This window comes from Pseudomonas nunensis (assembly GCF_024296925.1).
Taxonomy (GTDB): Bacteria; Pseudomonadota; Gammaproteobacteria; order Pseudomonadales; family Pseudomonadaceae; genus Aquipseudomonas; species Aquipseudomonas nunensis.
Genome location: NZ_CP101125.1, coordinates 4,250,822 through 4,277,025, shown reverse-complemented (window position 1 = coordinate 4,277,025; position 26,204 = coordinate 4,250,822). Strand labels below are relative to the sequence as shown.

Below are 26,204 nucleotides of genomic sequence, written 5' to 3'. Positions count from 1 at the left end.
CAGTAGCACACTCCGCAAAAGCAAAAACTTAGCTTTTGCGGAGTGTGCCCATGTCTCATCCAGCATCAAATCGTTCCAGCCTGTGGTTTCTGGCGATCACTTTACTCAGTTTTCTCGCCGCTTCCACGGCGCCGACGCCGTTGTATCACCTGTATCAGGATCAACTGCAGTTTTCCGCCGCGACCCTGACCCTGATCTTCGGTGTGTATGCCCTCAGCTTGCTGGTGGCGCTGCTGACCGTCGGTTCACTCTCGGATTTCCTTGGGCGTAAACCGGTGATTTTTACTGCGATCCTTCTCAACATGCTGGCGATGCTGCTGTTTATCAACGCCGACGGCGTCGCCTGGTTGATCAGTGCCCGGGTGCTTCAGGGCTTCGCGACGGGGATGGCCACGGCCGTATTGAGCGCCGCATTGCTGGACACCGATCGCCAGCAAGGGCCGCTGATCAACAGTGTTGCGCCGTTGCTGGGCATGGCCGTTGGCGCGATGGGCTGTGGTTTGTTGGCCGAGTACGCGCCACTGCCGTTGCAATTGACCTTTTGGCTATTGCTGGCGCTGTTTGCGATGCAGGCGCTGTACGTTTGGCGCCTGCCAGAAAGCGTCAGCCCGCAGCCTGGCGTATGGGCTTCGCTGCGGCCGACCTTGCATGTGCCGGTCCAGGCACGGCGGACCTTGTGGTCGGTGCTGCCAATCAACACCGCCGTATGGGCGCTGGGTGGTTTCTTCGCTTCGTTGGCGCCATCACTGGTTCGCACCGCCACTGGCTCGACTTCGAACCTGATCGGCGGCGCGACCGTCGCGGCCTTAACGGTGACCGGCGCGTTGATGATCTACACCTTGCGCAATCGGCCAGCGGACAAGGTCCTGCGTTTGGGCGCCAGTCTGCTGCCGATTGGCATTGTGCTGATCTTGACGGCCGTCCACAGTGCCAGTCTGTCGCTGTTTTTCATCGGCACCCTGGTGGCCGGTTGCGGTTTCGGTGCCGGTTTCCTCGGCGCGGTGCGCAGCCTCGTATCGCTGGCCTTGCCCCATGAACGGGCCGGTTTGATGTCGTCGTTTTATGTACTTAGTTACTTGGCGTTCTGCTTGCCGTCATTGCTGGCCGGGAACCTGACCCGCACCTTTGGATTGATCGCGACCACCGATGGTTATGGCGCGGTGTTAATCGTCCTGGCCGTGGGTGCGTTGGCGGCATTGCTGCGCCAACGATCATTGAAAGTCTGCCAATCATAAAAAAACGCGGCGCCCATCAAGGCGCCGCGTTTTTTATGGCGCCGATCAAATCTGCGCGAACCCGCCATCCACAAACAGCTCGATCCCGTTGATGAAGCTGCTGTCGTCCGACGCCAGGAAGACCGCCGCTTTCCCCACTTCGCCCGGCTCGCCAAGGCGACCGATCGGAACCTGGCTGGTCAGGAAGTCCAGCAGGCCTTGCTGCTGGTCCGGCGGCGCAATTCCGGTCAAGCCGGGCGTGTGGATCGGGCCGGGGCTGATGACGTTGACGCGAATCTTGCGTGCTTTCAAATCCAGCAACCAGGAGCGGGCGAAGTTGCGCACCGCAGCTTTGCTGGCGCTGTAGACGCTGAAGTTTTCCGTGCCTTTGGTGGCAGTGGTGGACGCAGTGAGGATCACCGAACCGCCGTCCTTCAACAGGGGCAGGGATTTCTGCACGGTAAACAGCAGGCCTTTGACGTTGGTGCCGAAGATCCGGTCGAAGTGTTCTTCGGTGATTGCGCCGAGTGGCAACATGTCGCCGCCGCCGGCGTTGGCGAACACAATATCCAGAGCGCCGGCCTGGTCTTTGATCACGGCAAAGATCCGGTCCAGATCGGCCAGGTTCGACACGTCGCCCTGAATCCCGGTGATGTTGTGGCCGATGGAGGCCACCGCCGCGTCCAGTTCCGCCTGACGGCGACCGGTGATGAAGACGGTGGCGCCTTGGTCCACGAAGGCTTGCGCCGAGGCCAGGCCGATGCCGGTGGTACCGCCGGTGATCAATGCGATTTTGCCTTTGAGGGTGCTGCTCATGGTGTGAATCTCCGCTGAGTCATGTAGGAATTGGTCGGCAAGGGTTTGCGTCGTTGAACCCACTGTATGCCTCAAGATTCAGCAGAAAAATCACCAGAATCGGGTTTGTTTGTACATGGTTGTGGACAATACTCAGGGCCTGTCACCCGAGGTGTTCGTCATGAATCAATTGTTGGCCATGCGCGTGTTTGCCCGCGTCGTGCAGGCAGGGTCGTTTACCAAAGCCGCTGACTCCCTGAGTTTGCCGAAAACCTCCGTCAGCAAATTGGTCGCCGAGTTGGAGGAACATCTCGGTGTGCGGCTGCTGCAGCGCACCACGCGCCGGCTCACCGTCACGGCCGATGGCATGGCTTATTACGAGCGCGCCATGCAGTTGATGGTGGAGCTGGATGATCTGGACAACAGCTTCGCCTGCGCCCAAGGCCAATCCCGGGGCAAGGTTCGCGTAGACGTCGGTGGTTCGGTGGCGACGCTCCTGATCATTCCCGCACTGCCGGATTTCTATGCGCGTTATCCGAATATCCAGATTGAAATGGGCGTCAGCGATCGGCAAGTCGACTTGATCAGCGAAAACGTCGACTGCGTGATTCGCGGCGGGCCGCTGGATGAGCTTTCCATGGCGGCGCGTCCGTTGGGGACGGCGTCATGGGTCACCTGTGCGACGCCGGGCTATCTCGAACGTTTCGGCATACCGTCCGACCCGCGCGACCTGGAAAAAAACCACCACATAATCACCTACCACTCGGCCCGCACCGGGCGCGTGATGCCGGCGCGGTTCGAGCGCCATGGCGAAAAACTGGAGATCCGCGGCCAGAGGCGATTCAGTGTCAACGAAAGCAATGCACATCTGGCCGCAGGGCTGGCCGGGCTCGGCGTCATTCACACCTTCGCCTACAGCGTGCAGGCGCACATCGAGCGCGGCGAGCTGGTGCCAATCCTTGAAGACTGGCGCCCGCCGCGTTATCCGTTTCATGTGCTGTACCCGCCGAACCGCCACCTGAGCAACCGGGTGCGGGTATTTATCGATTGGCTGGCGCAGTTGTTCGCCGGTTTGAGTTAGCCTTGGCCTCGCCACTCATTCGACGGACCGCCGCATGAAAATCATCCGCAGCAAATCCTTTACCGCCGAACGTGCCTGGGGCGCGCTGGACATTGCCAACATGAACGGCATCACCACGCGTTTGCACTGGACCGATCAGCCGTACAAATGGCACGTCAATGATGGTCAGGAAGTGTTTGTGGTGCTCGATGGACAAGTGCAAATGCATTACCGCGAAGAGGGCGTCGAGCAGCAAACCTTGCTTGAGGTCGGCGATATTTTTTATGCATCGGTGGGCACCGCGCATGTGGCGCATCCCATCGGCGCGGCGCGAATTTTGGTGATCGAGTCAGAAGGCAGCGTCTGACTGTATATCTGCAAAACAGATAACAGTTAGAGATATTACCCGTTATATAGATATTCGATCCGGATCTACCATGGGCTCTACCTCATCAGAGGACAGGAGTTCGCCATGATCTGCCCCAATGCTGCCAAGCCCGGTTACAAACCTTTAAGTCTTCTTCCGCGTCCGCTGGAAGCGATTCGCCAGTTCACCCCGAACTGGTTCGCCGCGACCATGGGCACGGGCGTGCTCGCGTTGGCGCTGGCGCAAGTGCCCGTCGCCATCCCAGGTTTGCACGCGGTGGCCGAGGGCTTGTGGCTGTTCAACATCTTTCTGTTCGTGTTGTTTACCGGGTTGTACGCGGCGCGCTGGGTGTTGTTCTTCGATGAGGCGCGACGGATTTTCGGTCACTCAACGGTTTCGATGTTTTTCGGCACCATTCCCATGGGCCTGGCGACCATCATCAACGGCTTCCTGGTGTTCGGTTTGCCGCGTTGGGGCGACGGGGTCATTCATGTAGCCGAAGTGCTGTGGTGGCTGGATGTGGCGATGTCCCTGGCGTGCGGGGTGCTGATTCCGTACATGATGTTCACCCGCCAGGAACACAGCATCGACCAAATGACCGCTGTCTGGTTGTTGCCCGTGGTCGCCGCAGAAGTGGCGGCCGCCAGCGGTGGCCTGTTGGCGCCGCATCTGGCCGAGGCTCACTCGCAACTGGTGGTGCTGGTGACCAGCTACGTGCTGTGGGCATTTTCCCTACCGGTGGCGTTCAGCATTCTGACGATTCTGTTGCTACGCATGGCGCTGCATAAACTGCCCCACGAAAACATGGCCGCTTCGAGCTGGCTGGCGCTCGGCCCAATCGGCACCGGCGCGCTCGGCATGTTGCTGCTGGGCGCCGATGCCCCGGCAATCTTCGCCGCCAATGGCTTGCCGGGCATGGGCGAAATCGCCGCCGGGCTTGGGCTGGTGGCCGGGATCACGTTGTGGGGCTTCGGGCTGTGGTGGATGCTGATCGCGGTGCTGATCACCGTGCGTTATATGCGCGCCGGCATCCCGTTCAACCTTGGCTGGTGGGGTTTCACTTTCCCGCTGGGCGTCTATTCTCTGGCAACGTTGAAACTGGCCAGCACCTTGAACCTCACCTTTTTCAGTGTCTTCGGCTGTGTGCTGGTGGCGTTGCTGGCGGTGATGTGGCTGATCGTCGGCAAGCGCACCGTGCAGGGCGCGTGGCGTGGCGAGCTGTTTGTCTCGCCGTGCATTGCAGGATTAAAGAAATAACCTGCAAAGATTAGGTAATGTGTGGCCTGGATCGGCGTTCGATATTCGAATAACAAATTCCACGCCGCTCTCTACCTAACATCAGCTACCCAACATCAGGGAAACACGGAAGATGAGTCACCCCTCACAGTTCACCTTGCTTCGCACCCGGCGTTTCCTGCCGTTTTTCGTGACACAGTCCCTCGGGGCCTTCAACGACAACATCTTCAAGCAGTCGTTGATCCTCGCCATTCTGTACAAGTTGACCATCGACGGTGACCGCTCGATCTGGGTCAACCTGTGCGCGCTGTTGTTCATCCTGCCGTTTTTCCTGTTCTCGGCGCTGGCCGGGCAGTTCGGGGAAAAATTCGCCAAGGACGCGCTGATTCGTCTGATCAAGCTTGGCGAAATCGCCATCATGGCGGTCGGCGCGGTCGGATTTATGTTCGATCACCTGTCGCTGATGCTGGTGGCGCTGTTCGCCATGGGCACCCACTCGGCGCTGTTCGGGCCGGTGAAGTATTCGATCCTGCCGCAAGCCTTGCGTGAAGAGGAACTGGTGGGCGGCAACGGCCTGGTGGAAATGGGCACGTTCCTCGCGATCCTCGCCGGGACCATTGGCGCCGGGATCATGATGTCGTCCGGTCACTACGCGCCCATCGTCTCCACCGCGATTGTCGGTGTCGCGGTGCTCGGTTACCTGGCCAGCCGCAGTATTCCCCGCGCGGCAGCCGCATCCCCCGAGATGCGCCTGAACTGGAATATTTTCACTCAGTCCTGGGCCACTTTGAAGCTGGGCCTGGGGCAGACGCCAGCGGTGTCGCGTTCGATTGTCGGCAACTCGTGGTTCTGGTTTGTCGGGGCGATTTATCTGACGCAGATCCCGGCCTACGCCAAGGAATGGATGCACGGCGACGAAACCGTGGTGACGTTGATCCTGACCGTGTTCTCGGTGGGTATCGCCCTCGGTTCGATGCTCTGCGAGAAACTTTCCGGGCGCAAAGTCGAGATCGGCCTGGTGCCATTCGGCTCGTTTGGCCTGACGGTGTTTGGTTTGCTGCTGTGGTGGCATTCCGGCGGTATTCCAGACAGCGTGACCGGCCATGGCTGGATCGAAGTCCTTGGTTTTGGCCATACCTGGCTGGTGTTGATCGACATCCTCGGGCTGGGGATTTTCGGTGGTTTCTACATCGTGCCGCTGTACGCGCTGATTCAATCGCGCACGGCCGAGAACGAGCGGGCGCGGGTGATCGCGGCCAACAACATTCTCAACGCATTGTTTATGGTGGTGTCGGCGATTGTCTCGATCGTGCTGCTGAGCATGGTGAAACTGTCGATCCCGCAATTGTTCCTGGTGGTGTCGCTGCTGAACATCGGCGTCAACGCCTACATCTTCAGCATCGTTCCTGAGTTCAGCATGCGTTTCATGATCTGGCTGCTCAGCCATTCCATGTATCGCGTGGAGCATCGCAACCTCGACCTGATTCCCGACGAAGGCGCGGCGTTGCTGGTGTGCAACCACGTTTCGTTTGTCGATGCCTTGCTGATTGGCGGCGCGGTGCGTAGGCCGATTCGCTTTGTGATGTACTACAAAATCTACAACCTGCCGGTGCTGAACTTTATCTTCCGCACGGCGGGGACGATTCCGATCGCGGGGCGTCAGGAAGACATCCAGATCTACGAAAAGGCCTTCAAGCGGATTGCCCAGTACCTGAAGGACGGCGAGTTGGTGTGCATCTTCCCTGAAGGAAAACTGACCGCTGACGGTGAGATCAATGAATTCCGGGGCGGGCTGACGCGGATTCTCGAAGAGACACCGGTGCCGGTGATTCCGCTGGCGTTGCAAGGGTTGTGGGGGAGTTTCTTCAGCCGCGATCCGGGCAAGGGTTTGTTCCGCCGGTTGTGGTCGCGGGTGACCATCGTGGCAGGGCCGGCGGTGGCGGTTGAAGTGGCGGAACCGGCGAAGTTGCAGGCGATGGTGGGAGAGTTGCGCGGGGCCGTTAGGTAGTGGGTGTGATTGAGGGCCTCTTCGCGAGCAAGCCCGCTCCCACAGTGGATATGTGTTGTGTCACAAATGGTGGACACGCCACCCATTCACTGTGGGAGCGGGCTTGCTCGCGAAAGCGGTAGCCGCCTAAGCGCTAACCTTGAGCCCAATGAGCCCGGCGATAATCAACGCCACACTCGCCAGCCGAAACAACGCCATCGATTCCCCAAACAGAATAATCCCGGCGATCACCGTGCCCACCGCACCCACACCCGTCCAGATCGCATAGGCCGTGCCCAGCGGCAATTCCTTCATGGCAAGGCCGAGCAAACCCAGGCTGATGGCCATGGCGGCGACGGTGAATGCAGTGGGGAGCGGGCGGCTGAAGCCGTCGGTGTATTTCAGGCCGACGGCCCAGCCAACTTCGAACAGTCCGGCGAAAAACAGAATGATCCAGGACATGAAAGACCTCCATCGATTGACGGGGTCGTCCCCAGATTAATGACTCGATCGAGCCGCGAGGTCGTCCTCGCGTTGCGCCATAGAGTGCCAATCCTTAACCCGGGGATCAAGTTTGGCGCTTACTCCGTTGCTTCCCGCGCTGCGATTTCCCGGTCTTCTTTCTCGCTCATCCGGCGGAAATACGTCGAGAGCAGCGCCCCGGAAATGTTGTGCCACACACTGAACAACGCGCTCGGCACTGCCGCCAGCGGCGAGAAGTGCGCACTGGCCAACGCGGCGCCCAAACCGGAGTTCTGCATGCCGACTTCCAGTGCCAACGACTTGCGCTGGGCCAGCGGCAGCTTGAACAGGCGCCCGGTGAAGTAACCCAGCAAGTAGCCAAAGCTGTTGTGCAGCATCACCACCGCCATGATCAGCAGGCCGGATTCGGCAATCTTCGCCTGACTGGCCGCCACCACCGCCGCGACGATGATCACGATGCTCACCACCGACACCAGCGGCAACACTTCTACCGCGTGACGCACCTTGTTGCCGAGCACCCGTTGAGCAATTACACCGAGCACGATCGGCAGCAGCACCACTTGCAGGATCGACCAGAACAACTCCATGAACGACACCGGCAACCACGCCGAAGCCAGCAGCCAGATCAGCGCCGGGGTCAGCAGCGGGGCGAGGAGGGTGGTGACGGCGGCGATTGCCACCGACAGCGCCAGATCCCCGCGAGCCAGCCAGGTCATCACATTCGACGACGTGCCGCTTGGGCAGCAACCGACCAGAATCACGCCGACCGCGATTTCCGGCGGCAGGTGAAACACCTGGCAAAGTAACCACGCCATACCCGGCATGATCACGAAATGAGCGACCACGCCCAGAGCCACACGCCATGGATGGCGAGCGACTTCGGCGAAGTCTTCGAGCTTGAGGGTCAGGCCCATGCCGAACATCACCAGCCCCAGCAGCGGCACGATGGCGCCTTTCAGGCCAATGAACCACGCAGGCTGCAAGAACGCCACGACGGCGAAAATCAGCACCCAGTAGGCGAAGGTGTTGCCGACGAAGCGGCTTAAAGCGGCGAGGGCGCGCATGGCCTGATCCTTATTATTCGATTATGAACATCACACGGAACCCATGTGGGAGCGGGCTTGCTCGCGAAGAGGGAGTGTCAGTCGACATGGATGTTGACTGACACAACGCTTTCGCGAGCAAGCCCGCTCCCACAGGGTTAATCACCAGGCTTTAGATGCCTTGTGGGGTCTCTTCGCCACCCAACGCTTCAACCAGCGCCGGCAGGAAGTCGCCGAAGGTCAGCATCATCAGGGTGAAGCTGGCGTCGAGTTGGCCGAGGGCTTCTTCGCCGCCGTCCTGTTCCGCCTGATCCTGCAGCAAGTCTTCGAACTTCAGGCGCTTGACGGTCATTTTGTCGTCGAGCATGAACGACAACTTGTCCTGCCAGGCCAGGGACAACTGGGTCACCACTTTGCCGGTGCTCAGGTGCAGCTGGATTTCTTCGCTGGTCAGGTCCTGACGCTTGCAGCGCACAATGCCGCCGTCTTCGTGGGTGTCGCGCAGTTCGCACTCGTCCAGTACAAAGAAGTCGTCCGCGGCTTTCTGGGTTTTGACCCAGTCGGTCATGGTGGCGGTCGGGGCCATTTTCACGGTCAGCGGACGTACCGGCAGCGTGCCGACTACTTCACGCAGGGTCGACAGCAGGTCTTCGGCGCGTTTCGGGCTGGCCGAGTTGACCAGGATCAGGCCTTGTTTCGGCGCGATGGCGGCGAAAGTCGACGAGCGACGGATAAAGGCGCGCGGCAGGAAAGCCAGGATGATTTCATCCTTGATCTGATCACGCTCCTTCTTATAGACCTTGCGCATTTGCGTGGCTTCGATCTCTTCGACCTTTTCCTTCACCGCGTCACGCACGACGCTGCCCGGCAGAATGCGTTCTTCTTTACGGGCGGCGATCAGCAGGAAGTCGCCGCTGACGTGGGCCAACGGAGCATCTTCGCCCTTGCCGAATGGCGCGACGAAACCGTAGGTGGTCAACTCCTGGCTTGCACAAGGACGCGCCAGTTTGGTCGCCAGTGCAGTTTCCAACGCCTCGGCATCAAAAGGCAGATCTTGGGTCAGGCGATAGATAAGCAGGTTTTTGAACCACATGGGGCGAGTCTCTCCTTTATACAAAGGGGGGCATTATTCTCTTCGCGGCGCCATAGGCCAACCCTTCTCTAAGCCTTTGGAAGGCCTGAGAAAATTAATTAAAAAAGTGCTTGCCAGAGGTTAGGGTGCTCCGTAGAATGCGCGCCACACCGAAGCGAAGGGTGATTAGCTCAGCTGGGAGAGCGTCTGCCTTACAAGCAGAATGTCGGCGGTTCGATCCCGTCATCACCCACCATTCGTTCTTAGTGTTACGCGCAGCGGTAGTTCAGTCGGTTAGAATACCGGCCTGTCACGCCGGGGGTCGCGGGTTCGAGTCCCGTCCGCTGCGCCATATTCGGTAACCTGGAATGCTGAACGCCAGGTCACCACGGAAAAGCCCGCTCACGCGGGTTTTTTTCTGCCTCAAGTTTGTACGTTGTTCCCGCAGGTCGTGTCGTTTCACCGGTTTTCAGATTTATTTGAAAAAATATTCAATTAAATCAACACTTTATGAAAATCTGTGGCACAATGCGCCCCGCAACGAAGGTAAAGGGTGATTAGCTCAGCTGGGAGAGCGTCTGCCTTACAAGCAGAATGTCGGCGGTTCGATCCCGTCATCACCCACCACTTTCACGCTACGCGCAGCGGTAGTTCAGTCGGTTAGAATACCGGCCTGTCACGCCGGGGGTCGCGGGTTCGAGTCCCGTCCGCTGCGCCATATTCGGTAACCTGGAACGCTGAACGCCAGGTCACCACACAGAACGCCCGCTTAATGCGGGCTTTTTGTCGTCTGGGATTTGACTGACTGCCGCGATTCCCCTGTGGGAGCGGGCTTGCTCGCGAAAGCGGTGTGTCAGTCGCCGAAGATGTTGGCTGACAGACCGCCTTCGCGAGCAAGCCCGCTCCCACAAGGGGTTGTGCATATTTGTGGGTTATTGCTCGGCGTTGCGGCTATGGCGGTAATCGCTCACCGCTTCATACACCGCTTTGCGCAGACGATTAATCCCGCCAATCGGCCGATGCGCTTCCAGCCCAAACCACGGGTTGAACGACTGGTTATCGCATTGCAGATTCAGCGCCGGGGTATCGAAATCCTGCGCCGGCACGTTGATCTTCGCGACCGTCTCGAACGGCGCATCACTCTCGCGCCATTCAATGCTCGTGTCCTCGATCGGCATGTACTTGTTCGCATCCTGGCGCTGGATCTGCAGGACGAAGCACGCCGGCACGCGATCTGTGGATAACTGTTGATTCAGCGCACTGCGCAGAAAGTTCGGCAGGTCCTGATTCTGCTTCGGCAGGTTATAGGCCGGGCAGCTTCCTGGATCCGGCATCACCCGAAATTTGGCATTGGCTTCCCCGAACTTGTAGGGCGAAACCGAAAAGTACGTAGTCTGCGTCGGACTGTCCGGGGCGGGGGAGAGCGTCGCCAGGGCAATAAACAAATGACGCACCTGCCACGTGCGCGGATCCCAACCCGGAAAGAACGCCATCACCGATTTGCCGTCAGCCTGCGCGGCCACATTCTGACGGTACTCGGCGACATCGCTGACAAAGAAATTCGGATGGCTGAACATCACGAAGTCCTGCTCGTGACGATTCGCCTGATCGGCCAGCAACGGTTTGCCGGGCACATCGAGCAACTTGATCGCCATGCCCCGGGCATCGCGCATGCTGTCGAACTGCGGATAGGCGTTGCCATTCGACAGGCGCACGGTGGCTTGCCAGGTTTTACCCGGTTCGCTGAACACACCTTGACGCAGTTCCGCCGCCAGATCCGGCAGCACCTGAACCTCAGCCTTCACACAGCCATGCGCCTTGGCATGGGCATCGCGCAGATAGCGGGTGTTTTCACGGTGTTGATCGACGATGCGCACGGCGGTCTGGATGATGTCCTGAGTCATCGCCGCTTCACCGGCCGGGATCTGCTCGTCAGCGGACACCGCGCCACTGTGCTGCCAGGCAAACCACGCAGTGGCCAATGCCCAACCCAATAGGCCCAGGCCCAGCAGCCAAAGCAGGAGTTTTCCGAGGAAGGCGCCGAGGCGCAGCCAAAGCGTAATCAGCATGAGCAAATCCTTTTGACGGAGACAGGGTTCATGGCAATTGCGCCTCCAACGGACCACCCAGGACTTTCAAGTATTCCAGCAGCGCCCAGCGTTCCTGCGGTTGCAGCAAGCGGCCGATGACGCCGTTGCCACGCTCACCGGCGCGGAACTCGTGGCCGCTGTTGTGATTGCCAGTGATGCGCGTATCGAACACAAAGCCGTTGTTAAAGGCCTCGGTGCGATAACCGAGATGTTGAGGGTCGTACTCGAAGCTGCCTTTATAGAAAGTGGTCGCGCGCTCGTCCTGAGGCGAGAGCAACTGATAAATGCTCGGCACCGAACCGTTGTGCAGGAACGGCGCCGTGGCCCACACGCCGGCCAATGGTCTGGCCTTATAGGCGTGCAGCTCCTGAACACCGATCGGCAAGCCGAAACCATCCAGTTTCGGTCGCTCTGCTGGCGTGACATCGGCCTCGCGGTACGCCCGGTTCTCGACGAACGCCGTGACGTAGGCGAGCCCCTTGGCCACTGAGAGCTTGCTCAAGTCCAACGGCTCGGTGGGTTTGGGGTGCAATTGCACGTCCAGTTGCCCAAGCTCCGCCGGGTCCCATTGCAGCGACGTCAGGTCGAAGCGATGGTTGGCGATATTGTCTGCAGCGGTAGGATCGGTGCCGATCGCGGCGACCGGAATCAGTTTGAGTTGTTGCACCTCGCGTCCGTCGACGGGCTTCACTCGTGGCACATGGCAACCGGCGCAGTTTTCGGCGAACAACGCGCGACCTTGAGCGGCCAAGGGTTTATCGATGCTGCCCAGCACATCCTCCGGCCAGGCAGGCGGCTTGAGGCGTTGCAGGGTTTCTTCGATCAGATTCAGGTCGCGCACGCGCACGCTCGAAGGGTAGCGAGCATTGCCTTGCAGCGGCTGGCCGTTGGCGTCGAAGAAATTCAATGTCGCGCCGACACCCAATGCTTCGCCGATATTGCGCGCCATCGGTTGCTGCGCCGAACCGTTCCACTGCACCCAGTCGAACGTCCAGATATCCCACAGCTGTGGATAATCCACCGGAGCGTTGGCCACGCGGTAGTTGGCGGGGGAAATCGCATCGCCGAACGTGGCGTTGGCGATGCGTCCGAACGCATCGGCGCGGCCGGGGCCTTCTTCGGTCGGATAGAGTCCGCGATGGGTGTCATTCCACGCGACTTTCACAAAGGTATCGAGTGAACTTTTGAAGTTTTCGCGTAGGGCTTGATGCCCGGCGTCGTAGTCCGCGCCCAACACGTTGCGTGCGAAACGTTCGAATTTCCACGGGTTGTAATACGTCGACACAAGACTGGCGACCAATGCCTGACCGAAACTGCCGCCGCGCAAGGTCGGCACGCTGGACGGCAGCACATGCTGCGCCGTGCCGCCATCGATCCGCACGGCTTGGCCTTTGAAGCGCAATTCGCCGGTGTGGCAAGCGGCACAGGTGATGTCGAGGAATTGCTCCTGGCTGCCAGGATTCTGGTGCCGGGCAAAACCCACGGGCAAGTTGCCAGGGTTGTTCTGCGTGGCTTTCTGCGCGGGATCGATCAGAAAACCGAAGCGCGCGAGGTATTCCGGGGCGGCGAATCGCTGCTGCGAGAACGGCAGTTCCAGCGCCTCGAACCAGTCGTAACGCAGGCCTTTGACCTGGGTGCCCTGGGGGGTGAAGTAGTAAGTCTGACGATCAGCCGCGCTCCACTGCTCCAGGTAATGCACCTGTTGCGCGGGGGAGTAGTCAGGCAGCTTCGGATTGGCCATGTAGTACAGAACCACGGCCAACCCGAGCACCAGCAGCACAACGGTCAGAACCAGCAAGCGGGATAAGAGGCGCAAGATAAACATCCTTGTCGATTTTTAGCTCTCTTATGCCTCAGCTCCATGGGTGGCGGCAAGTGGCCATTACGCCAGATGTTGTGGGATCCGGCATCGACGTCTATAAGAAGAAGATGACAGAAACTTCATCCAGCTCATTCCCGAAATGCTTTAAAAGACCTGAACTTATCAGCAGTATCCTGCTCTCATGCCGGTAGCCATTGGTCGTGGCCGCCTGATAAGCTCGCGGCTTTATTCGATTGCCCTTTAGGCGCATGAACAAGGAAATAGCATGAAACAGCATCGGTTGGCGGCGGCGGTGGCCCTGGTAAGCCTGGTACTTGCGGGTTGTGATTCGCAGACCAGCGTAGAGCTGAAAACCCCGGCGCAAAAAGCTTCCTACGGGATTGGCCTGAACATGGGCAAGAGCCTGGCTCAGGAAGGCATGGATGATCTGGATTCCAAGGCCGTAGCCCAAGGCATCGAAGATGCCGTCGGCAAGAAAGAACAAAAGCTGAAGGACGACGAACTGGTCGAGGCCTTCGCAGCACTGCAAAAGCGTGCAGAAGAACGCATGGCGAAAATGAGCGAAGAGTCGGCAGCCGCTGGCAAGAAATTCCTCGAAGACAACGCCAAGAAAGCCGGTGTAGTGACCACTGCATCCGGTCTGCAATATGAAGTCGTGAAAAAAGCCGACGGCCCTCAGCCTAAGCCGACCGACGTAGTGACTGTTCATTACACCGGCAAGCTGACCAACGGCACTACCTTTGACAGCTCGGTTGATCGCGGTAGCCCGATTGATCTGCCGGTCAGCGGTGTGATCCCGGGTTGGGTCGAAGGCCTGCAACTGATGCACGTCGGCGAGAAGTACAAGCTGTACATTCCTAGCGACCTGGCTTACGGCGCGCAAAGCCCAAGCCCGGCAATCCCGGCCAACTCGGTGCTGGTATTCGACCTGGAACTGCTGGCAATCAAAGATCCAGCGAAACAAGACGCCGCCAAGTAATCGACGTCTGCGACAAAAACAACGCCTCGCATTAAGCGGGGCGTTGTTGTATCTGGCATTTGGCAAAGCGCAAAGAAAGCGAACGGATGCTGTAGGCTGGAGTCATAGCCAGTGTGAGCGCTTGGGCTAGCCGCACCGGACCGCCAAGTCAATGAAATCTTGGGTTTTTTTATGTGAGTAAAAAACGCCCGATCTGAGTTGAGCCCTTATAAAACGGGGCTCTCAGCCGTGAAATGCAGCTCTGTTCACAAGGTTATCCACAATTTGTGTGGATAACATTTCAGCGGGAGGAAAAGATGAAAGCACCCTGGAATTTCGCTCGTTTCCTGCCATTGGCCGGACGCCTTCTCGCCCGGGGTCGCCTGCCGACCCTGCTGTTCGCCGTGGCCAGCAAAGGCGCCAGCGAAGGTGGTCGCCTAGGCAAACTCAAGGACGACCTGCGCCTGTTGCAGGCCCTGTGCCTGGCCTACTGGCGTGGCGAGTACCGGGCCATCAGCCGCAAATCGATCCTGACCGTCGTGGCTGGCCTGATGTACTTCCTCAGTCCACTCGACGCCATCCCGGATTTTATCCCCGTGTTCGGCATGCTCGACGACATCGCCGTGCTGGCCTGGGTGATGAAAACCCTCGACGACGAACTCAACGCCTTCCGCGCCTGGCGCAATCGGCAGTTGCCGGAGAAGCTCGCGGTGGTCGAACGACTGCCCGATACCCCGGAACAACTTCAGCTCCAAGCGCCAAAAAAAGACCGGATTGATTGAGTTTCGTCCATAGATTGATGCCCCCGCGACCTTGGCCGCTGTTAGGATTACACTTCAAGGGAAAAGTGCCGACTCGCTAAGTGTCGTTGTCCTACGGGGAAGTCATGGATATTCAGATAATCACACGCGAAGGCGAGCCCGAATATGCGGTTTTGCCATGGGCTCAGTATCAGGCTCTACTGAAAGCAGCAGGCATCGATCCACAACCGCCGCAGGCCGCTCCAGAGCGCCCGACGGCAACACCAGACCAGATTCTTCCGGGTCTGGATCAACTCCGCAGTTTGCGCGAAGGGAAGGGCATCGCCATTGAGGCGCTCGCCCGCACGGTAGGCATCAGCCCGTCTTATCTGGCCTTGATCGAAAGTGGCGAGCGTCTACCCGACGCTGCGATTCGCCGCAGCCTGGCCTGGGAATTGACGGTGCCAGGGTGGAGGGATGAATCGTGAGCGTACGCATCAGTCGTCAACATTGGGACGGGTTATTGGGCGAGTTGGACCAGGCGCGCCGCCAGCGCCATCTACTGACCTACCGAGCACTGCTCGAGCGTTTGCAATTGCCCACACCGGCCATGCAAACCCTCACCGCTGCCCTTGAACATCTCGCCGCACTCGACGCCAAAGCCGAGCAGCCCCTGCGCAGCTCACTGGTGATCAGCCAGGGCGCCAGCCGCCTGCCGCGCACCGGCTTCTTTGAATGCGTCGAACGCCTGGGACGCTTCTCCGGCCCCTCCGACGGTGTCGCCGCTGCTTCGTGGCACGCCTCGGAAGTGGTGCGGGTGTTCGAATACGAGTACCCCGAATCCGCGGAGGCCTGAGTGTTTTTACGACTCAAGGCGTGGGCCGGTTACCGACTGGCCCGTAGGCTGTTTCACTGGTCATGGTTCGTGCGACAGCCCCGAGGCTGGAAATGGCTCGAAGGCCAATTCGCCCGCATGGCCAACCTCGGCGACGTCGGCGCGCAAAGCTTCTACGGCCACATCCTGACCTTTCGCGGCGTTGGCCTTGGCGCCCGCGAGGAAGGCGTGCGATTGCTGCGCCTGGCGGCGTTGGCGGGGGATGGCAAAGCGGCGTATCAGATTGGCGTGATCAGTTTGGCAGGCACGCCGAGCAAAGCGCCGGACCCGGTGGAAGCGGCGCGGTTTTGGCGAATTGCGTTGAAGGCTGGGCATCCGTTGGCGGAGATCAAATTGAAAGGGTTGCCGAGCGATAGCGATTCGCAGTGATCCGCCGATTGTTCAATAAGCAGACGTTGCGGGATGAATCCTACGATCGTCCACGAAAAATACCCGCACGCGTCTTTACGCTTGTCGCACGCAATGACTACCCCTTATAAAGGCAAACTTTCTCTCTCGAAGTAAAAGGATACGAGCATGAGCAATGCCTGGAATGAAGGGTATTTCACCGACGAAGGCTACACCTACAGCTACAGCCGTGAAATCAATCCAGTCTTCCTGCGCTATTGCTTGTTGTTGCGTGGTTTTGCCAGCCTGGAGACAACCGAGGGCTATCACTGCGAGTTGGGCTTCGGGCAGGGCGTCTCGATCAATATCCATGCCGCAGCCAATCCAGGGTCCTGGGTAGGCACTGACTTCCATCCGGGCCAGGCGGCTCATGCCAATGCGCTTGCGACTGCCTGGGGCAGCGATGCGCAACTGTATGACGACAGCTTCGAGCAACTGCTGGCCCGGCATGATTTGCCGCAATTCGACAGCATCAGTCTGCACGGCATCTGGACGTGGGTCAGTCGCGACAACCAGAAATTGATCGTCGAATTCGCCCGTCGTCACCTCAAGCCTGGTGGTCTGCTGTACATCAGCTACAACTGCTTCCCCGGCTGGTCGCCTTTGGCGCCATTGCGTCATCTGTTCAGCCTGCACGACCGCTTTGGGACAAACCGTTCCGAAAGCCCGGACCAGCGTATAGACGCCGCATTGCAATTCTCCGAAGCGCTGCTGGCGGCCAACCCTAATTACGCCGCCTCGGCCCCGAACCTGAACGCCAAGCTGCAGAGCATCAAAGGCCAGGATCGGCAGTACGTCGCCCACGAATACTTCAACCGCGACTGGAACTGCATGTACTTCACCGACGTGGTCGAAGCCCTGGCCCCGGCCAAACTCGACTTCGCCACGACGGCCGTGCCACTGGATACGGTCGATCCGCTCAACTTGAGTGCGGAAGGCATGGACTTTCTGGAGGGCATCGATCATCCGATCGTGCGCGAACAAGCGCGTGACTACTTCGTCAATCAGAATTTCCGTCGAGATGTGTACGTGCGCGGTGCCAACCGACTGTCCGCTTCGGAACAGCGCCAAGGCATGTTCAATACACGTTTTGTCCTGCTGCAGGCGGCAGACAGTGTCTCCGATACCGTCAAGGGGCCAGCAGGCGAAGCGTCGCTACAGGCAGAAGTATATGGCCCCGTACTCGAAGCGCTGGCGGCCAGCGGCTATATGCCCAAGACGTTGCGCCAGTTATCAGGGGCCGTGCCCTCGATGTCTTACGACGATCTGGTGCAGGCCATCACCGTACTGGTAGGGATGAACGTAGCGGCACCGTGCCAGAGCGAAGCGGCCGAGAAGCTGGTACAGGCACGCTGCAGCACCCTCAACTTGCAGCTCTGCAAACGCTCGCTGCTCAGCAATAAAATCCAGGTCCTGGCCAGCCCGGTAACGGGTGGCGGCGTGCCGGTCAGCCGCTTCCAGCAGCTGTTCCTGATATCGATCAAACAAGGCAAAAAACACCCGGCGGAATGGGCGCAACTGGCTTGGAGCATCATCAGCGACCAAGGCGAAGGTCTGCTCAAGGATGGTAACGCGCTGACCACGGCTGAAGAAAATATTGCCGAACTGACCGAACAGGCTGAAGCGTTTGCCGGGAAATCGCTGGTGATACTCAAGGCGTTGGGCATCCTTTAACCCGCAGAGTCATTGATGCACCTGACAGCGGATGTCAGGTGTTAATGAGTTAAATCCAATCAAGGAAGATAAAACAGTGAAAACAGCTTTCTGCGCCCTGTTATTGATAGGCCTGACCACCAGCGCACTCGCTCACTCCGTCGGCTTCCAAGCCTCCACGCTGCCAGACCCGCAAAACCAGCGGCCGGTGGAGATGGTCGTCTGGTACCCCACCGCAAGCACCGCCGCCCCGCAACTGTTCGGCGACAACCCCGTATTCGTCGGCGCCCTCGCCGTGCCCAACGCACCACCGACTGCCGGCGAACACCCATTAGTGGTGATCTCCCACGGTAACGGCGGTAGTTGGATCAACCAGACATGGCTGGCCAGCGCACTCGCCCACAAGGGTTACATCGTCGCGGCAGTCAACCACCCCGGCACCACCAGCCGAGACCGCAACCCCCAAGCCGCCGCACAACTATGGCAACGACCTGCTGACCTCAGTCGAGCTATCGACGCAGTCACGGCTCAGCCGGAAAAATTTGGTGTGGTTGCGAAGGATCGAATTGCGGCTGTGGGGCATTCACTCGGCGGCTGGACCGTTATGGAAATCGCCGGGGCGCGGTTTGATCCTGATCGGTTTGCCAAGGACTGCATTGACCATTCGAAGTTGGCCAGTTGTACCGCCTACCAAGCGATGAACCCCGCAAGCACTCCGGAATCGAAGGCGCGGCTATCCGCCGATCTGCGCGATAAACGCGTTACAGCCGTTGTTTCATTGGACTTGGGGTTGTCGCGTGGGATGACTGATGAAAGTCTTGCTAAGTTGCCGGTTCCTACGTTGGTGATTGCGGCGGGGGTGCCGTCTGAAGAGCTTCCTGCTGAGTTGGAGTCTGCTGACTTGGTTAAGCGTTTGCCGCAAGCGTTGAAGCGTTATGTTGAGATTAGTGATGCTAGTCATTTTAGTTTTATGGCGGTGTGTAAGCCTGGGGCGGTGGCGATGCTTGAGGAGGATGTGCCTGGGGATGGGATTATTTGTGGGGATGGGGAGGGTGGGAGAGCGCGGGAGGTGATTCAGGAGCAGGTTACGTCGTTGATTGCGGAGTTTTTGGTGGGGGCACTCCGCAACTAAAAGAACTATTTTATTTACGGTTAGCATTTAGGTATTGCCGGTGGACACCAAGGTTGTCGCCGGAATCGCTGTCGCGCCAAGTGAAGCTTGTTGGTTCAGCTGCTTGGGATGACGCTTTGGACTGATTGAGGCCATTTAGGACCGGCAGCAATCGGCCAAAAGCTGGCGCTGGTGGTAAAGGTCGAATGACTAATAGTCCATGCTCATAGTGTCTATGAAGCCTGCGTCTATTCAGTTACTGTCGTTCCACATCAGTACACGAGTCACTGATTTGCAATGTCAGTCCTCGTATGAAGCTCAATTGGTACCTCCAGGGAGGGGACCCTATGCCCGTAGAAGTTCCAGATGTGCTTCCCGCCATCGTTGATACCAGCAAGCCGCTCGGACAGGCAGTCGTGGCAATGTTCAAAGGCGTCCAGGAGGAGCTTGACGGGTACCCGTCAGGGTCAGTGAAAATCATTATCTTTGGCGGTGTCGCGGTACACCTGTATACCCATCACCGTGTTTCAGTGGATATTGACGGCGAAATTTTTCATTGTGATCGCTCTCTGAGCAAGGCTGAACTCATTGAAAGCCTGGGGGCGACACCAGAGTCGTTCATCGATCCTACAGGGCGAACTCTAGCCTTGAACTATGATCTTACCTTCAACACGACGCTTGGGCCGTTGCATGAGGATTATCTCGAACGTGCGATTCGTCTTGAAGAATTTGACGAAGCCTCTCCAATTCACATTTGGATTGCTGCCCCATTGGATTTGGCTATCTCAAAGCTCGGGCGCGCTACCGATCAAGACATCGAAGATATTGAAAAGCTGCTACGGATGGGGCTAATCTTGACCACAGATCTGAATCGACTGGCTTTACAAGCTATTGATGTGTACGTTGGCAACAAGGAACCACCATACTCAATCCTCAAGCGCATTATTGCGGATTATCTGGAGACTAACGATGATGACGAAGCGCCATAGCGCCACCGTCCTCTCGACTGAATTGGAACGACTGGCGAAGCAACCCCTCGATCAAGCGGATGACGCTGTCTTGGTGCGAGTTGCTCGTGCGTTTTGGTATTCGACTGCTAACCTTGAAACTGCATTGAATTCGTTTTTACGTAAGCACCGTAGCGATGTTGAGGTTAGGCGTGCAGGGTATCTGTTTGAGCGTTTGACCCAATTTACCTGCGCTACAGACTCTCGAGTTTCTGAGGCTAATCGTGCGTTAAATCTTGTTGTTTTTCACAAGCAGAATGATGTCGTTGCGAAAGGTCGTGTTGACCGTCTAGCACTATCTTGGGGGCTTGAAAAGGGTTTGGGCCTGAAGGTTCAGGCATTGATGCCTTATCAGACGAGGCATTTCGAAGCCACCCAGAGACAAATGCATCTGGCTTGAGCGGTAGAATGTTCATTAATAAACCGGTCATTCTTGGCCGGTTTTTGTATCTGCAATATAAAGATTGACGGGGTCAAAGATCAGGGTAGGAACAACTTCAGCTCCAAGCGCCTGAGGCGCTAAGCGCCTCAGGCCTGCCTGTAGGGTACCCTGATCATAACGAAACTATTCGTAGAATTAATCTCTAAGAAAGCGAATCATTGGCTTATTTATCTGATGCAGCCATGTACCTCGCCTCAGTAACCTTTACTTAGGTGCTACGCCCCTTCTCAAGCGACCCCTCCGATCTCCGGAGATCTCGTATGCAGTCAGAATCATTCGTGCTGAGCCTCCACAAACGAACTCCCGTTACTTTTTCGGCTCGGGCTTAGGGATCGTCGCCATTAGCGTCTCAGGATAGGCAACCTCCTGCTTCAGTCGTTGCCACTCGGCCTTAAGTATAGCTTCTGTGTAGCCCTGAGCTTCGCTAACCAAGCGAATCGTTTCTTCAAGCAGCGTCTTTGTTTCGGCCACGGTGTTTGCACTTTGGGTATTATTCAGCGCGGTACGGATAGCATAAAGGCACTTGCGAAGCTTTATGTGTAAGTCTTTATTTGGATTGAGCCGGAACATGATCCGGATATGTCGTTCTTGATGTTCGCGGTCGCGTGCACCGTTCTCTGGCGAGAAGGCATCGGCAGCATTCTGCAAAATTTGATTAGCCTTCGTTTGGTTGGTTTTCCCAGCCGCGTCTGTGGCTTCCTTCTGAATTCGGATTGCCGCTCGGTCACGCATACCGTCCCATTTCCAGACGATCTCCTGCGAAAGGGCCAGATGAAATGCCATATCTGTGCGCAGTTCATCGATCCACTTCTGGCGTTTGTCCGCAATGAAAGACGCCGTTGTGCGATGGGAGACCAAATGCTGAAGATCAAGTTGCTTCATGATCTGGCGTCGACCCAGATAGGCAATAAGGAACTGTGCTGCGACGCCGCATGCCGCAATAATTGCCGTCCATTGAGCAGTTGTTAATGTCATTTGAATCCTTTCGATTGAAAGTAGGAAAAAGGAGACGGATTTGATTTCAAAAAAGGAGGGGAAATAAATCCGCCACCTTTTCGCTCAAATATCACCGCCTCTCAGTTCGATCTTGCTGGCTAAGCGGAGGCTCCTTGGATCGTCGTTGGTACTCAGTGGTGGGAGGCGGTGGCGGTGTTCGGGTCTGCTCACTGCTCTTCGGTTTCTGCTCATCTGTCATGCGGTTAACTCCCTGATGATAATGAATACAACAAGCAGCGCGAAGGCACCTGCTGCGATAGTAATCTCTCCATAAGCGAGGCTCAGCGGTTTGGATTTTTCATCGATCGACGCCTTAAGTAGCTCAAGCGTGTCGGTGTAGCAGTTGTACAGATGTACTTGGTAACCTTCTTCGTCCACTGCCTTTAGATACTCTGCTGTTTCTCGATTTGAGGGAAGGTTAGGATAGGCCTTAATGCTCAGTGAGCTTAAAGCGTGTGCCCATGCACACGCTATGGCCGCTGCGGCTATAGCAAATGCTAAAAAAGTGATGACCGAAAGGGGAGAGCGGAGCTGGAAAAGAACTCCATTCTTCATGCTAGCCAATGCGCTTAGCCCCGCAATCAGGATAGACACTGCGGTGAAAAATTTGGCGCTTTTATTTTCGATCTGATCAAAGCGAGCTTGCTCTTCCTTAAAGCGGTCTTTCAAATATGAAATGGTTTCGTCCATTGTGAGGTGCAATCTCGTCCAAAGTGGTTTGCAGGAGTCGACATCCTACTCCTGAGTGGATCGGGGTATAGTAGCCATTTCGCACTATTGCCAAAAAGGGATTTATCTTGAGCGTCGATCAGTATCGCAACCAAGTGGCAAGCATCCAGAAGAACATCGCCAAACTCCAAGGCGATAAATCTAAGAAGGTCGAAGCGGCTGCGAAAGCCGGTAAGCGAAGTTCAGATGCCGTGGCCTCTGCCGCTCGAGCATCTTCAGTTTCGACAGCAATTTCGAAACAGAAAGAGGCAGTCCGCTATGCAGACGAGCAAGCTAAAGCTCAGATCGAAGTTGGCAAGATCGAGAAGAAAATTGCCGATGAACAAAACAAGATTGTCACTGCCCAGCGTCGTCTCGACGATGAAGTGGCGAAAGAACGCAAGCGGTTGGACGCTGCTCAAACCAAGCGCATGAAAGAAGAGAAGAAGCTTTTGGCCGATCAACAACGCACTGCGCGGGAACAGGATCGGAGGATGCAGAATTTGGGGGCAGGTTTATCTAGACACGAAAGCCTCCACGCTCAGACGGCTATTGAGATTGGGCGCCTGAAAGCTCTTCCAGAAACAATCACAGTAGTATTTTTTGCTGCGGATCCGGGCAGCAACTCTGTAACCAAGTTAGCTCTTGATGAAGAGGCCCGTCTAATAGGTGAGCGTATTCGAGCGTCCGAGCACCGAGACTCAGTAGTCTTTCATACTCGCTGGGCAGTTAGACCAAGGGACGTGCTTCAGGCTATTAACGAACTCCAACCAAGCATCGTACATTTTAGCGGTCATGGCACTGATGCCGACATGCTTGTGTTGCAGGATGATCAAGGGATGGAAAAGCATGTCACGAAGGAAGCCATTGTTAGTGCCATGGCTCTCGGAGCCGAAAGCGTGAAACTAGTATTTTTCAATACGTGTTTTTCGTTCAATCAGGCTCAGGGCTGCCTAAAGCATGTTCCTGCAACTATCGGCATGAACAGGGATGTTGGCGATTTGCCCGCCCGCGTCTTCTCTGCACAGTTCTATTCAGCGATTGGATTTGGACTGTCCATACCAAAGGCTTTTCAGCAAGCCAAAGCGTTGGTGTCTATGGAAGTGCCTGGAGAGGAAGACATCCCTGAGCTCTACCTGCAGGATGATCTGGACGAAAATTTACTAATACTTGTTCGCCCTCCTTCGATTTAACCAATAAAGCGTTTTCGATGCGAAGCAGGCGATTTAACCAAGGACCACTTCAGGGTTGAAAGTGGTCACCCGGTGATTGTTTAAATCAGGCTAGGCTTCAAGCAACCTTCCTCGGCGTTTGCTTTGGTGAACGAAATTTCTGGGCAAGGTCTTCGGAAATTTCCTTCACGTCGCGGCGGTTTTGGTGAACTGGTGCGCGTTGGGTTCAATCGGTAGGCTTTGGTGGTCGCTGCATAGTCAGTGACAGGGTGTAGGAACCCTTCAATCTCCCAAAGACTGCATTAGTGTCGCCTTCTGATTTGCGGCTGCTGAATTGCATCCGTAAAATCCGTCGCGGCGGCTGTGCGCGGGCACGCTTCGGTGTGGTCGAGTGTCTCTGGGGCTCGATATTCCTACCCCGCGTATGGCTGCCACCCATGCCTGTAGGAAGGCATCTGGCAGCTCCTATTTTTCCTGGAGTTCTAAAAATGCCAACACTTCACCCCGACCCACCCTACGAAAAACCAACTCCCTATCCCAAAAGCCGCTTCATGGCGCTCACCAGCAATTGCGATGACATGCCGACCTTGTTCGTCGATACCCATGCGCCGCTTGATGTTTTGTATGACGCTGCCAATTATCGAATTCGCGCGGTAACTCAGGTGCTGGAGAATATGTCCATGCGTGGGTCGATTGAGTGTGAGTCCTTCATCCTCAGTGACTTTGCGTTGCTGTGTGCCATTCCGTTGCGGGATGGGTGTGATGTGTTGGGTGTGTTGGGGCGGCGGTTGCGGGCGATGCCTTCGGAGTAGCGGCTGGCGTTGATGTGTGGCGAGGGGGCTTGCCCCCGTTGGGCTGCGGAGCGGCCCCGAAACCTGCAATCCGGGTTTTTCAGGTGCATCGCGGAGTGTGGGTTGGCGACTGCTTCGCAGTCGAACGGGGGCAAGCCCCCTCGCCACGGGGTTTGGGGTTTGCCTCAGGGTTTTGGGTTTGCTGCGAGGTTTTGGGTCTGCTGCGCAGCCCAGCGGGAGCAAGCTCCCTCGCCACAGAAGTTTGGGGTGGCTGAGGGTTTTGTAGCGATCAGCGATGGCCGGCGATTAGTGTGTTTTCTGTCGCCGGCACCGCAAGGCTATCAATCACATGCACGCTATACCCCGGCACGTTCTTCGCGTGATGTTTGGCTTGTGACGCCATCTCTGCCAACTGGCTTGCATCGAGTTGTCCACAGGCCTCGGGGTGCAGATGCACCACGCCGATGGACAGTGAAAGCAGTGGAAATTCCTGCCTTACGCCCTGGCGATTCGGCGCGATGAAGCACCCCGCCTCAAGATGTTCAGCGCGATAGAACCGTCGGCACTGGCTATGAAAATCATCCAGCAACTGGTTCAAACGTTTGCGCCAATCCTCCGGCCCAAGCACCAGCAAAAAGTCATCCCCACCGATATGTCCTACGAAGTCGCGGGATGGATCTACGCGGTCATTCAGACACTGCGCCAAGCACAGTAGGACTTCATCCCCACGGCCATATCCATAGATATCGTTAAAGGGTTTGAAGCTGTCGATGTCGACGTAGCAGATCACTGATTCCCGCGCTTGTTGTAGCAGGCGGGTCAGGCATTGCTGGATGGGGACGTTGCCGGGGAGCAGGGTGAGCGGGTTGGCGTAGCGGGCTTGTTGGATTTTCAGTTCGGTGATCAGTTTGAGGACGTCGATGACGCGGCCGAGCCCGAGGTAGCTGCCGTTGAGGGTGATGATGAAGTCTTCTTCGATGCGTTGTCGGGCGCGGCTGGTGATGAGGCGGCTGACTTGTTGCAGGGACTGGCTCATTTCGACGGCGAGGAAGTCGTCGTTCATCAGGCGGCTGATGGGTTTGCGGGCGAAGAGGTCGGTGGCGAAGGGCTTGAGCAGGGCGTCGGAGAGCGAGTGGCGGTGGACGATGCCGCACGGTTGGCCTTGTTCGTCGAGCACCGCCAGGGAGTTCAGGTTGGCTTGGCGGCGGAAGGCTTCGAGTACGGTCGCGGTCGGGGTGTCGCGGGCCACGGCGGGTTGGTCGTTGAGCAGGGCGCTGAGGTCGCTGCCTTCGTCGTTCAGCGCCACCACGGTGCTTTCCTGTTTGGGCATCAGCGCCCGTGCATCCCGTGGCGGATGTTCCTGGGGGCGGCAGAGCAGATAGCCTTGCACCAGGTCGACGCCCATTTCCGTGAGTATCGCGAGTTCTTCCGGCAGTTCGATGCCTTCGGCGATCACTAGCGCGCGTGAGGCTTTGGCTATTTGCAGGATCGAGCCGACGAATTCGCGTTTTAGCGCGTCCTGGTGGATGCCGTCGATAAAGTGCCGATCAATTTTGACGTAGTCCGGCCGTAGTTCGGACCACAGCCGCAAACTCGAATAGCCCGCGCCGAGGTCGTCCAGTGCAATCGAAAACCCCATCGCCCGGTAGTGATGCAGGGCGTTTTGCAGGAGTTGGAAATCATCGGTCGGGGTTTGTTCGGTGAGTTCGATCACCACCTGACTTGGCGGGATGCCGAAGTCCTGTAGCAGTTGCAGGGTGCGGCCCGGTTGGTGCGAGGTTTCGAGCAGGGATTCCGGCGATACGTTAAGGAACAACTTGCCCGGCAGTTGCTGTTCATTAAATCGGCGGCAGGCGCTTTGGCGGCAGGCGATTTCTAGTTCGCTGAGGCGCCCGGCCTGACGGGCCACGGCGAACAGGGCGATGGGGGAGTGCAGTGGGCTGTTGGAGGGGCCACGGCTGAGGGCTTCGTAGCCGACGATTCGTCGTTCAGAGAGGGAGATGATCGGCTGGAACAGACTGTGCAAACCGCTTTGAGCCAGTATTGAACTCAAGGCACTCAGCTGTTCGGTCGTGGTCATGGCGTTCTCTGGCGATAAAAAAAGGACTGGGAGCGGACTCTTGATTCAAGAGGCGCTCCCAGTCCTGTATTTCACGACAGAATGATGACTGTTTG

25 protein-coding genes and 4 tRNA genes are annotated in these 26,204 nt (G+C 57.5%); 20 read left to right on the top strand and 9 right to left on the bottom strand.

The features are described from left to right. The first annotated feature begins 50 nt into the window (after positions 1 to 50). Positions 51 to 1,235 carry an MFS transporter gene (locus tag NK667_RS18625; protein WP_054615700.1) on the top strand — a complete coding sequence of 395 codons (1,185 nt, stop codon included), beginning with the start codon at positions 51 to 53 and terminating at the stop codon, positions 1,233 to 1,235. A gap of 45 nt (positions 1,236 to 1,280) precedes the next feature. On the opposite strand, the gene NK667_RS18620 is transcribed toward NK667_RS18625, so the two are convergent. Beyond that, a complete protein-coding gene (locus tag NK667_RS18620) occupies positions 1,281 to 2,030 on the bottom strand; it encodes an SDR family NAD(P)-dependent oxidoreductase (protein WP_054615699.1) in 750 nt (249 codons plus the stop codon). Positions 2,031 to 2,190: 160 nt separating this feature from the next. On the opposite strand from NK667_RS18620, the gene NK667_RS18615 reads away from it, so the two are divergent. From NK667_RS18615 to NK667_RS18600, 4 genes are all read left to right on the top strand, one after another. Then, a complete protein-coding gene (locus NK667_RS18615; protein WP_054615698.1) occupies positions 2,191 to 3,090 on the top strand; it encodes a LysR family transcriptional regulator in 900 nt (299 codons plus the stop codon). A 34-nt stretch (positions 3,091 to 3,124) separates the two neighbouring features. Next, complete coding sequence (locus NK667_RS18610; RefSeq protein ID WP_054615697.1) at positions 3,125 to 3,436, top strand: cupin domain-containing protein; 312 nt, start codon at positions 3,125 to 3,127, stop codon at positions 3,434 to 3,436. 105 nt (positions 3,437 to 3,541) lie between these two features. Continuing rightward, the gene (locus NK667_RS18605) at positions 3,542 to 4,693 is read left to right on the top strand and encodes a TDT family transporter (protein ID WP_054615696.1); all 1,152 of its coding nucleotides are present in this window, start codon (positions 3,542 to 3,544) and stop codon (positions 4,691 to 4,693) included. 112 nt (positions 4,694 to 4,805) lie between these two features. Beyond that, entirely contained in the window at positions 4,806 to 6,680 is a 1,875-nt protein-coding gene (locus NK667_RS18600) for an MFS transporter (RefSeq protein WP_054615695.1), read from the top strand. A 126-nt stretch (positions 6,681 to 6,806) separates the two neighbouring features. Here NK667_RS18600 and sugE read toward each other — a convergent pair whose 3' ends face one another. The 3 genes from sugE to rdgC form a co-directional block, all read right to left on the bottom strand. Beyond that, complete coding sequence (gene sugE / locus NK667_RS18595) at positions 6,807 to 7,121, bottom strand: quaternary ammonium compound efflux SMR transporter SugE (RefSeq protein WP_054049551.1); 315 nt, start codon at positions 7,119 to 7,121, stop codon at positions 6,807 to 6,809. A gap of 119 nt (positions 7,122 to 7,240) precedes the next feature. Continuing rightward, positions 7,241 to 8,206 carry a bile acid:sodium symporter family protein gene (locus tag NK667_RS18590; protein WP_054049553.1) on the bottom strand — a complete coding sequence of 322 codons (966 nt, stop codon included), beginning with the start codon at positions 8,204 to 8,206 and terminating at the stop codon, positions 7,241 to 7,243. Between the two features lie 151 nt (positions 8,207 to 8,357). Then, positions 8,358 to 9,278: a recombination-associated protein RdgC gene (gene rdgC, locus NK667_RS18585; RefSeq protein ID WP_054049554.1), complete on the bottom strand. Its 921-nt coding sequence runs from the start codon at positions 9,276 to 9,278 to the stop codon at positions 8,358 to 8,360. 159 nt (positions 9,279 to 9,437) lie between these two features. Between rdgC and NK667_RS18580 the strand changes: the two genes are divergently transcribed. The 4 genes from NK667_RS18580 (at position 9,438) to NK667_RS18565 (ending at position 9,975) form a co-directional block, all read left to right on the top strand. Then, positions 9,438 to 9,513 (top strand) — tRNA-Val (locus tag NK667_RS18580). A 19-nt stretch (positions 9,514 to 9,532) separates the two neighbouring features. Next, a tRNA-Asp gene (locus NK667_RS18575) sits at positions 9,533 to 9,609 on the top strand. 199 nt (positions 9,610 to 9,808) lie between these two features. Further along, positions 9,809 to 9,884 (top strand) — tRNA-Val (locus NK667_RS18570). 14 nt (positions 9,885 to 9,898) lie between these two features. After that, a tRNA-Asp gene (locus tag NK667_RS18565) sits at positions 9,899 to 9,975 on the top strand. A 214-nt stretch (positions 9,976 to 10,189) separates the two neighbouring features. Here NK667_RS18565 and NK667_RS18560 read toward each other — a convergent pair. Together NK667_RS18560 and NK667_RS18555 are read right to left on the bottom strand one after the other, a co-directional pair. After that, the gene (locus NK667_RS18560; RefSeq protein WP_054615694.1) at positions 10,190 to 11,326 is read right to left on the bottom strand and encodes a catalase family protein; all 1,137 of its coding nucleotides are present in this window, start codon (positions 11,324 to 11,326) and stop codon (positions 10,190 to 10,192) included. Positions 11,327 to 11,354: 28 nt separating this feature from the next. Next, positions 11,355 to 13,163 carry a di-heme-cytochrome C peroxidase gene (locus tag NK667_RS18555; protein WP_054616299.1) on the bottom strand — a complete coding sequence of 603 codons (1,809 nt, stop codon included), beginning with the start codon at positions 13,161 to 13,163 and terminating at the stop codon, positions 11,355 to 11,357. 271 nt (positions 13,164 to 13,434) lie between these two features. On the opposite strand from NK667_RS18555, the gene NK667_RS18550 reads away from it, so the two are divergent. From NK667_RS18550 to NK667_RS18510, 9 genes are all read left to right on the top strand, one after another. Beyond that, positions 13,435 to 14,148: a BamJ family beta-barrel-assembly machinery protein gene (locus NK667_RS18550; RefSeq protein ID WP_054615693.1), complete on the top strand. Its 714-nt coding sequence runs from the start codon at positions 13,435 to 13,437 to the stop codon at positions 14,146 to 14,148. A gap of 296 nt (positions 14,149 to 14,444) precedes the next feature. Further along, positions 14,445 to 14,909, top strand: coding sequence for a YkvA family protein (locus tag NK667_RS18545; protein ID WP_054049560.1), 465 nt, complete (start codon positions 14,445 to 14,447; stop codon positions 14,907 to 14,909). 104 nt (positions 14,910 to 15,013) lie between these two features. Next, on the top strand, positions 15,014 to 15,355 hold the full coding sequence (locus tag NK667_RS18540) for a helix-turn-helix domain-containing protein (RefSeq protein WP_054616298.1): 342 nt from the start codon (positions 15,014 to 15,016) through the stop codon (positions 15,353 to 15,355). Further along, positions 15,352 to 15,723 (top strand): hypothetical protein, encoded by a 372-nt coding sequence (locus NK667_RS18535; protein ID WP_003223109.1) that lies wholly within the window; start codon positions 15,352 to 15,354, stop codon positions 15,721 to 15,723. The genes NK667_RS18540 and NK667_RS18535 overlap by 4 nt, the downstream gene beginning before the upstream one ends. Next, entirely contained in the window at positions 15,724 to 16,131 is a 408-nt protein-coding gene (locus tag NK667_RS18530) for an SEL1-like repeat protein (protein ID WP_054049564.1), read from the top strand. It begins immediately after the preceding gene. A gap of 147 nt (positions 16,132 to 16,278) precedes the next feature. After that, positions 16,279 to 17,823: a class I SAM-dependent methyltransferase gene (locus NK667_RS18525; protein ID WP_054615692.1), complete on the top strand. Its 1,545-nt coding sequence runs from the start codon at positions 16,279 to 16,281 to the stop codon at positions 17,821 to 17,823. Positions 17,824 to 17,899: 76 nt separating this feature from the next. Further along, positions 17,900 to 18,934, top strand: a complete 1,035-nt coding sequence (locus tag NK667_RS18520) for an alpha/beta hydrolase family protein (protein ID WP_054615691.1) — start codon at positions 17,900 to 17,902, stop codon at positions 18,932 to 18,934. A gap of 326 nt (positions 18,935 to 19,260) precedes the next feature. Continuing rightward, positions 19,261 to 19,902 carry a DUF6036 family nucleotidyltransferase gene (locus tag NK667_RS18515; protein WP_063869697.1) on the top strand — a complete coding sequence of 214 codons (642 nt, stop codon included), beginning with the start codon at positions 19,261 to 19,263 and terminating at the stop codon, positions 19,900 to 19,902. Beyond that, positions 19,883 to 20,320: a hypothetical protein gene (locus NK667_RS18510; protein WP_330220019.1), complete on the top strand. Its 438-nt coding sequence runs from the start codon at positions 19,883 to 19,885 to the stop codon at positions 20,318 to 20,320. Before NK667_RS18515 ends, NK667_RS18510 begins: the two co-directional genes overlap by 20 nt. Positions 20,321 to 20,668: 348 nt before the next feature. On the opposite strand, the gene NK667_RS18505 is transcribed toward NK667_RS18510, so the two are convergent. Then, positions 20,669 to 21,337, bottom strand: coding sequence for a hypothetical protein (locus tag NK667_RS18505; protein WP_054615690.1), 669 nt, complete (start codon positions 21,335 to 21,337; stop codon positions 20,669 to 20,671). Positions 21,338 to 21,553: 216 nt separating this feature from the next. Further along, positions 21,554 to 22,048, bottom strand: coding sequence for a hypothetical protein (locus NK667_RS18500; RefSeq protein ID WP_054615689.1), 495 nt, complete (start codon positions 22,046 to 22,048; stop codon positions 21,554 to 21,556). Between the two features lie 107 nt (positions 22,049 to 22,155). On the opposite strand from NK667_RS18500, the gene NK667_RS18495 reads away from it, so the two are divergent. Beyond that, the gene (locus tag NK667_RS18495; RefSeq protein WP_054615688.1) at positions 22,156 to 23,259 is read left to right on the top strand and encodes a CHAT domain-containing protein; all 1,104 of its coding nucleotides are present in this window, start codon (positions 22,156 to 22,158) and stop codon (positions 23,257 to 23,259) included. Between the two features lie 467 nt (positions 23,260 to 23,726). Continuing rightward, positions 23,727 to 24,050 (top strand): hypothetical protein, encoded by a 324-nt coding sequence (locus tag NK667_RS18490; RefSeq protein ID WP_054615687.1) that lies wholly within the window; start codon positions 23,727 to 23,729, stop codon positions 24,048 to 24,050. Positions 24,051 to 24,318: 268 nt separating this feature from the next. Here the strand turns inward: NK667_RS18490 and NK667_RS18485 are convergent, their stop codons facing one another. Further along, positions 24,319 to 26,109, bottom strand: a complete 1,791-nt coding sequence (locus NK667_RS18485) for a bifunctional diguanylate cyclase/phosphodiesterase (RefSeq protein WP_054615686.1) — start codon at positions 26,107 to 26,109, stop codon at positions 24,319 to 24,321. Between the last annotated feature and the right edge of the window lie 95 nt (positions 26,110 to 26,204).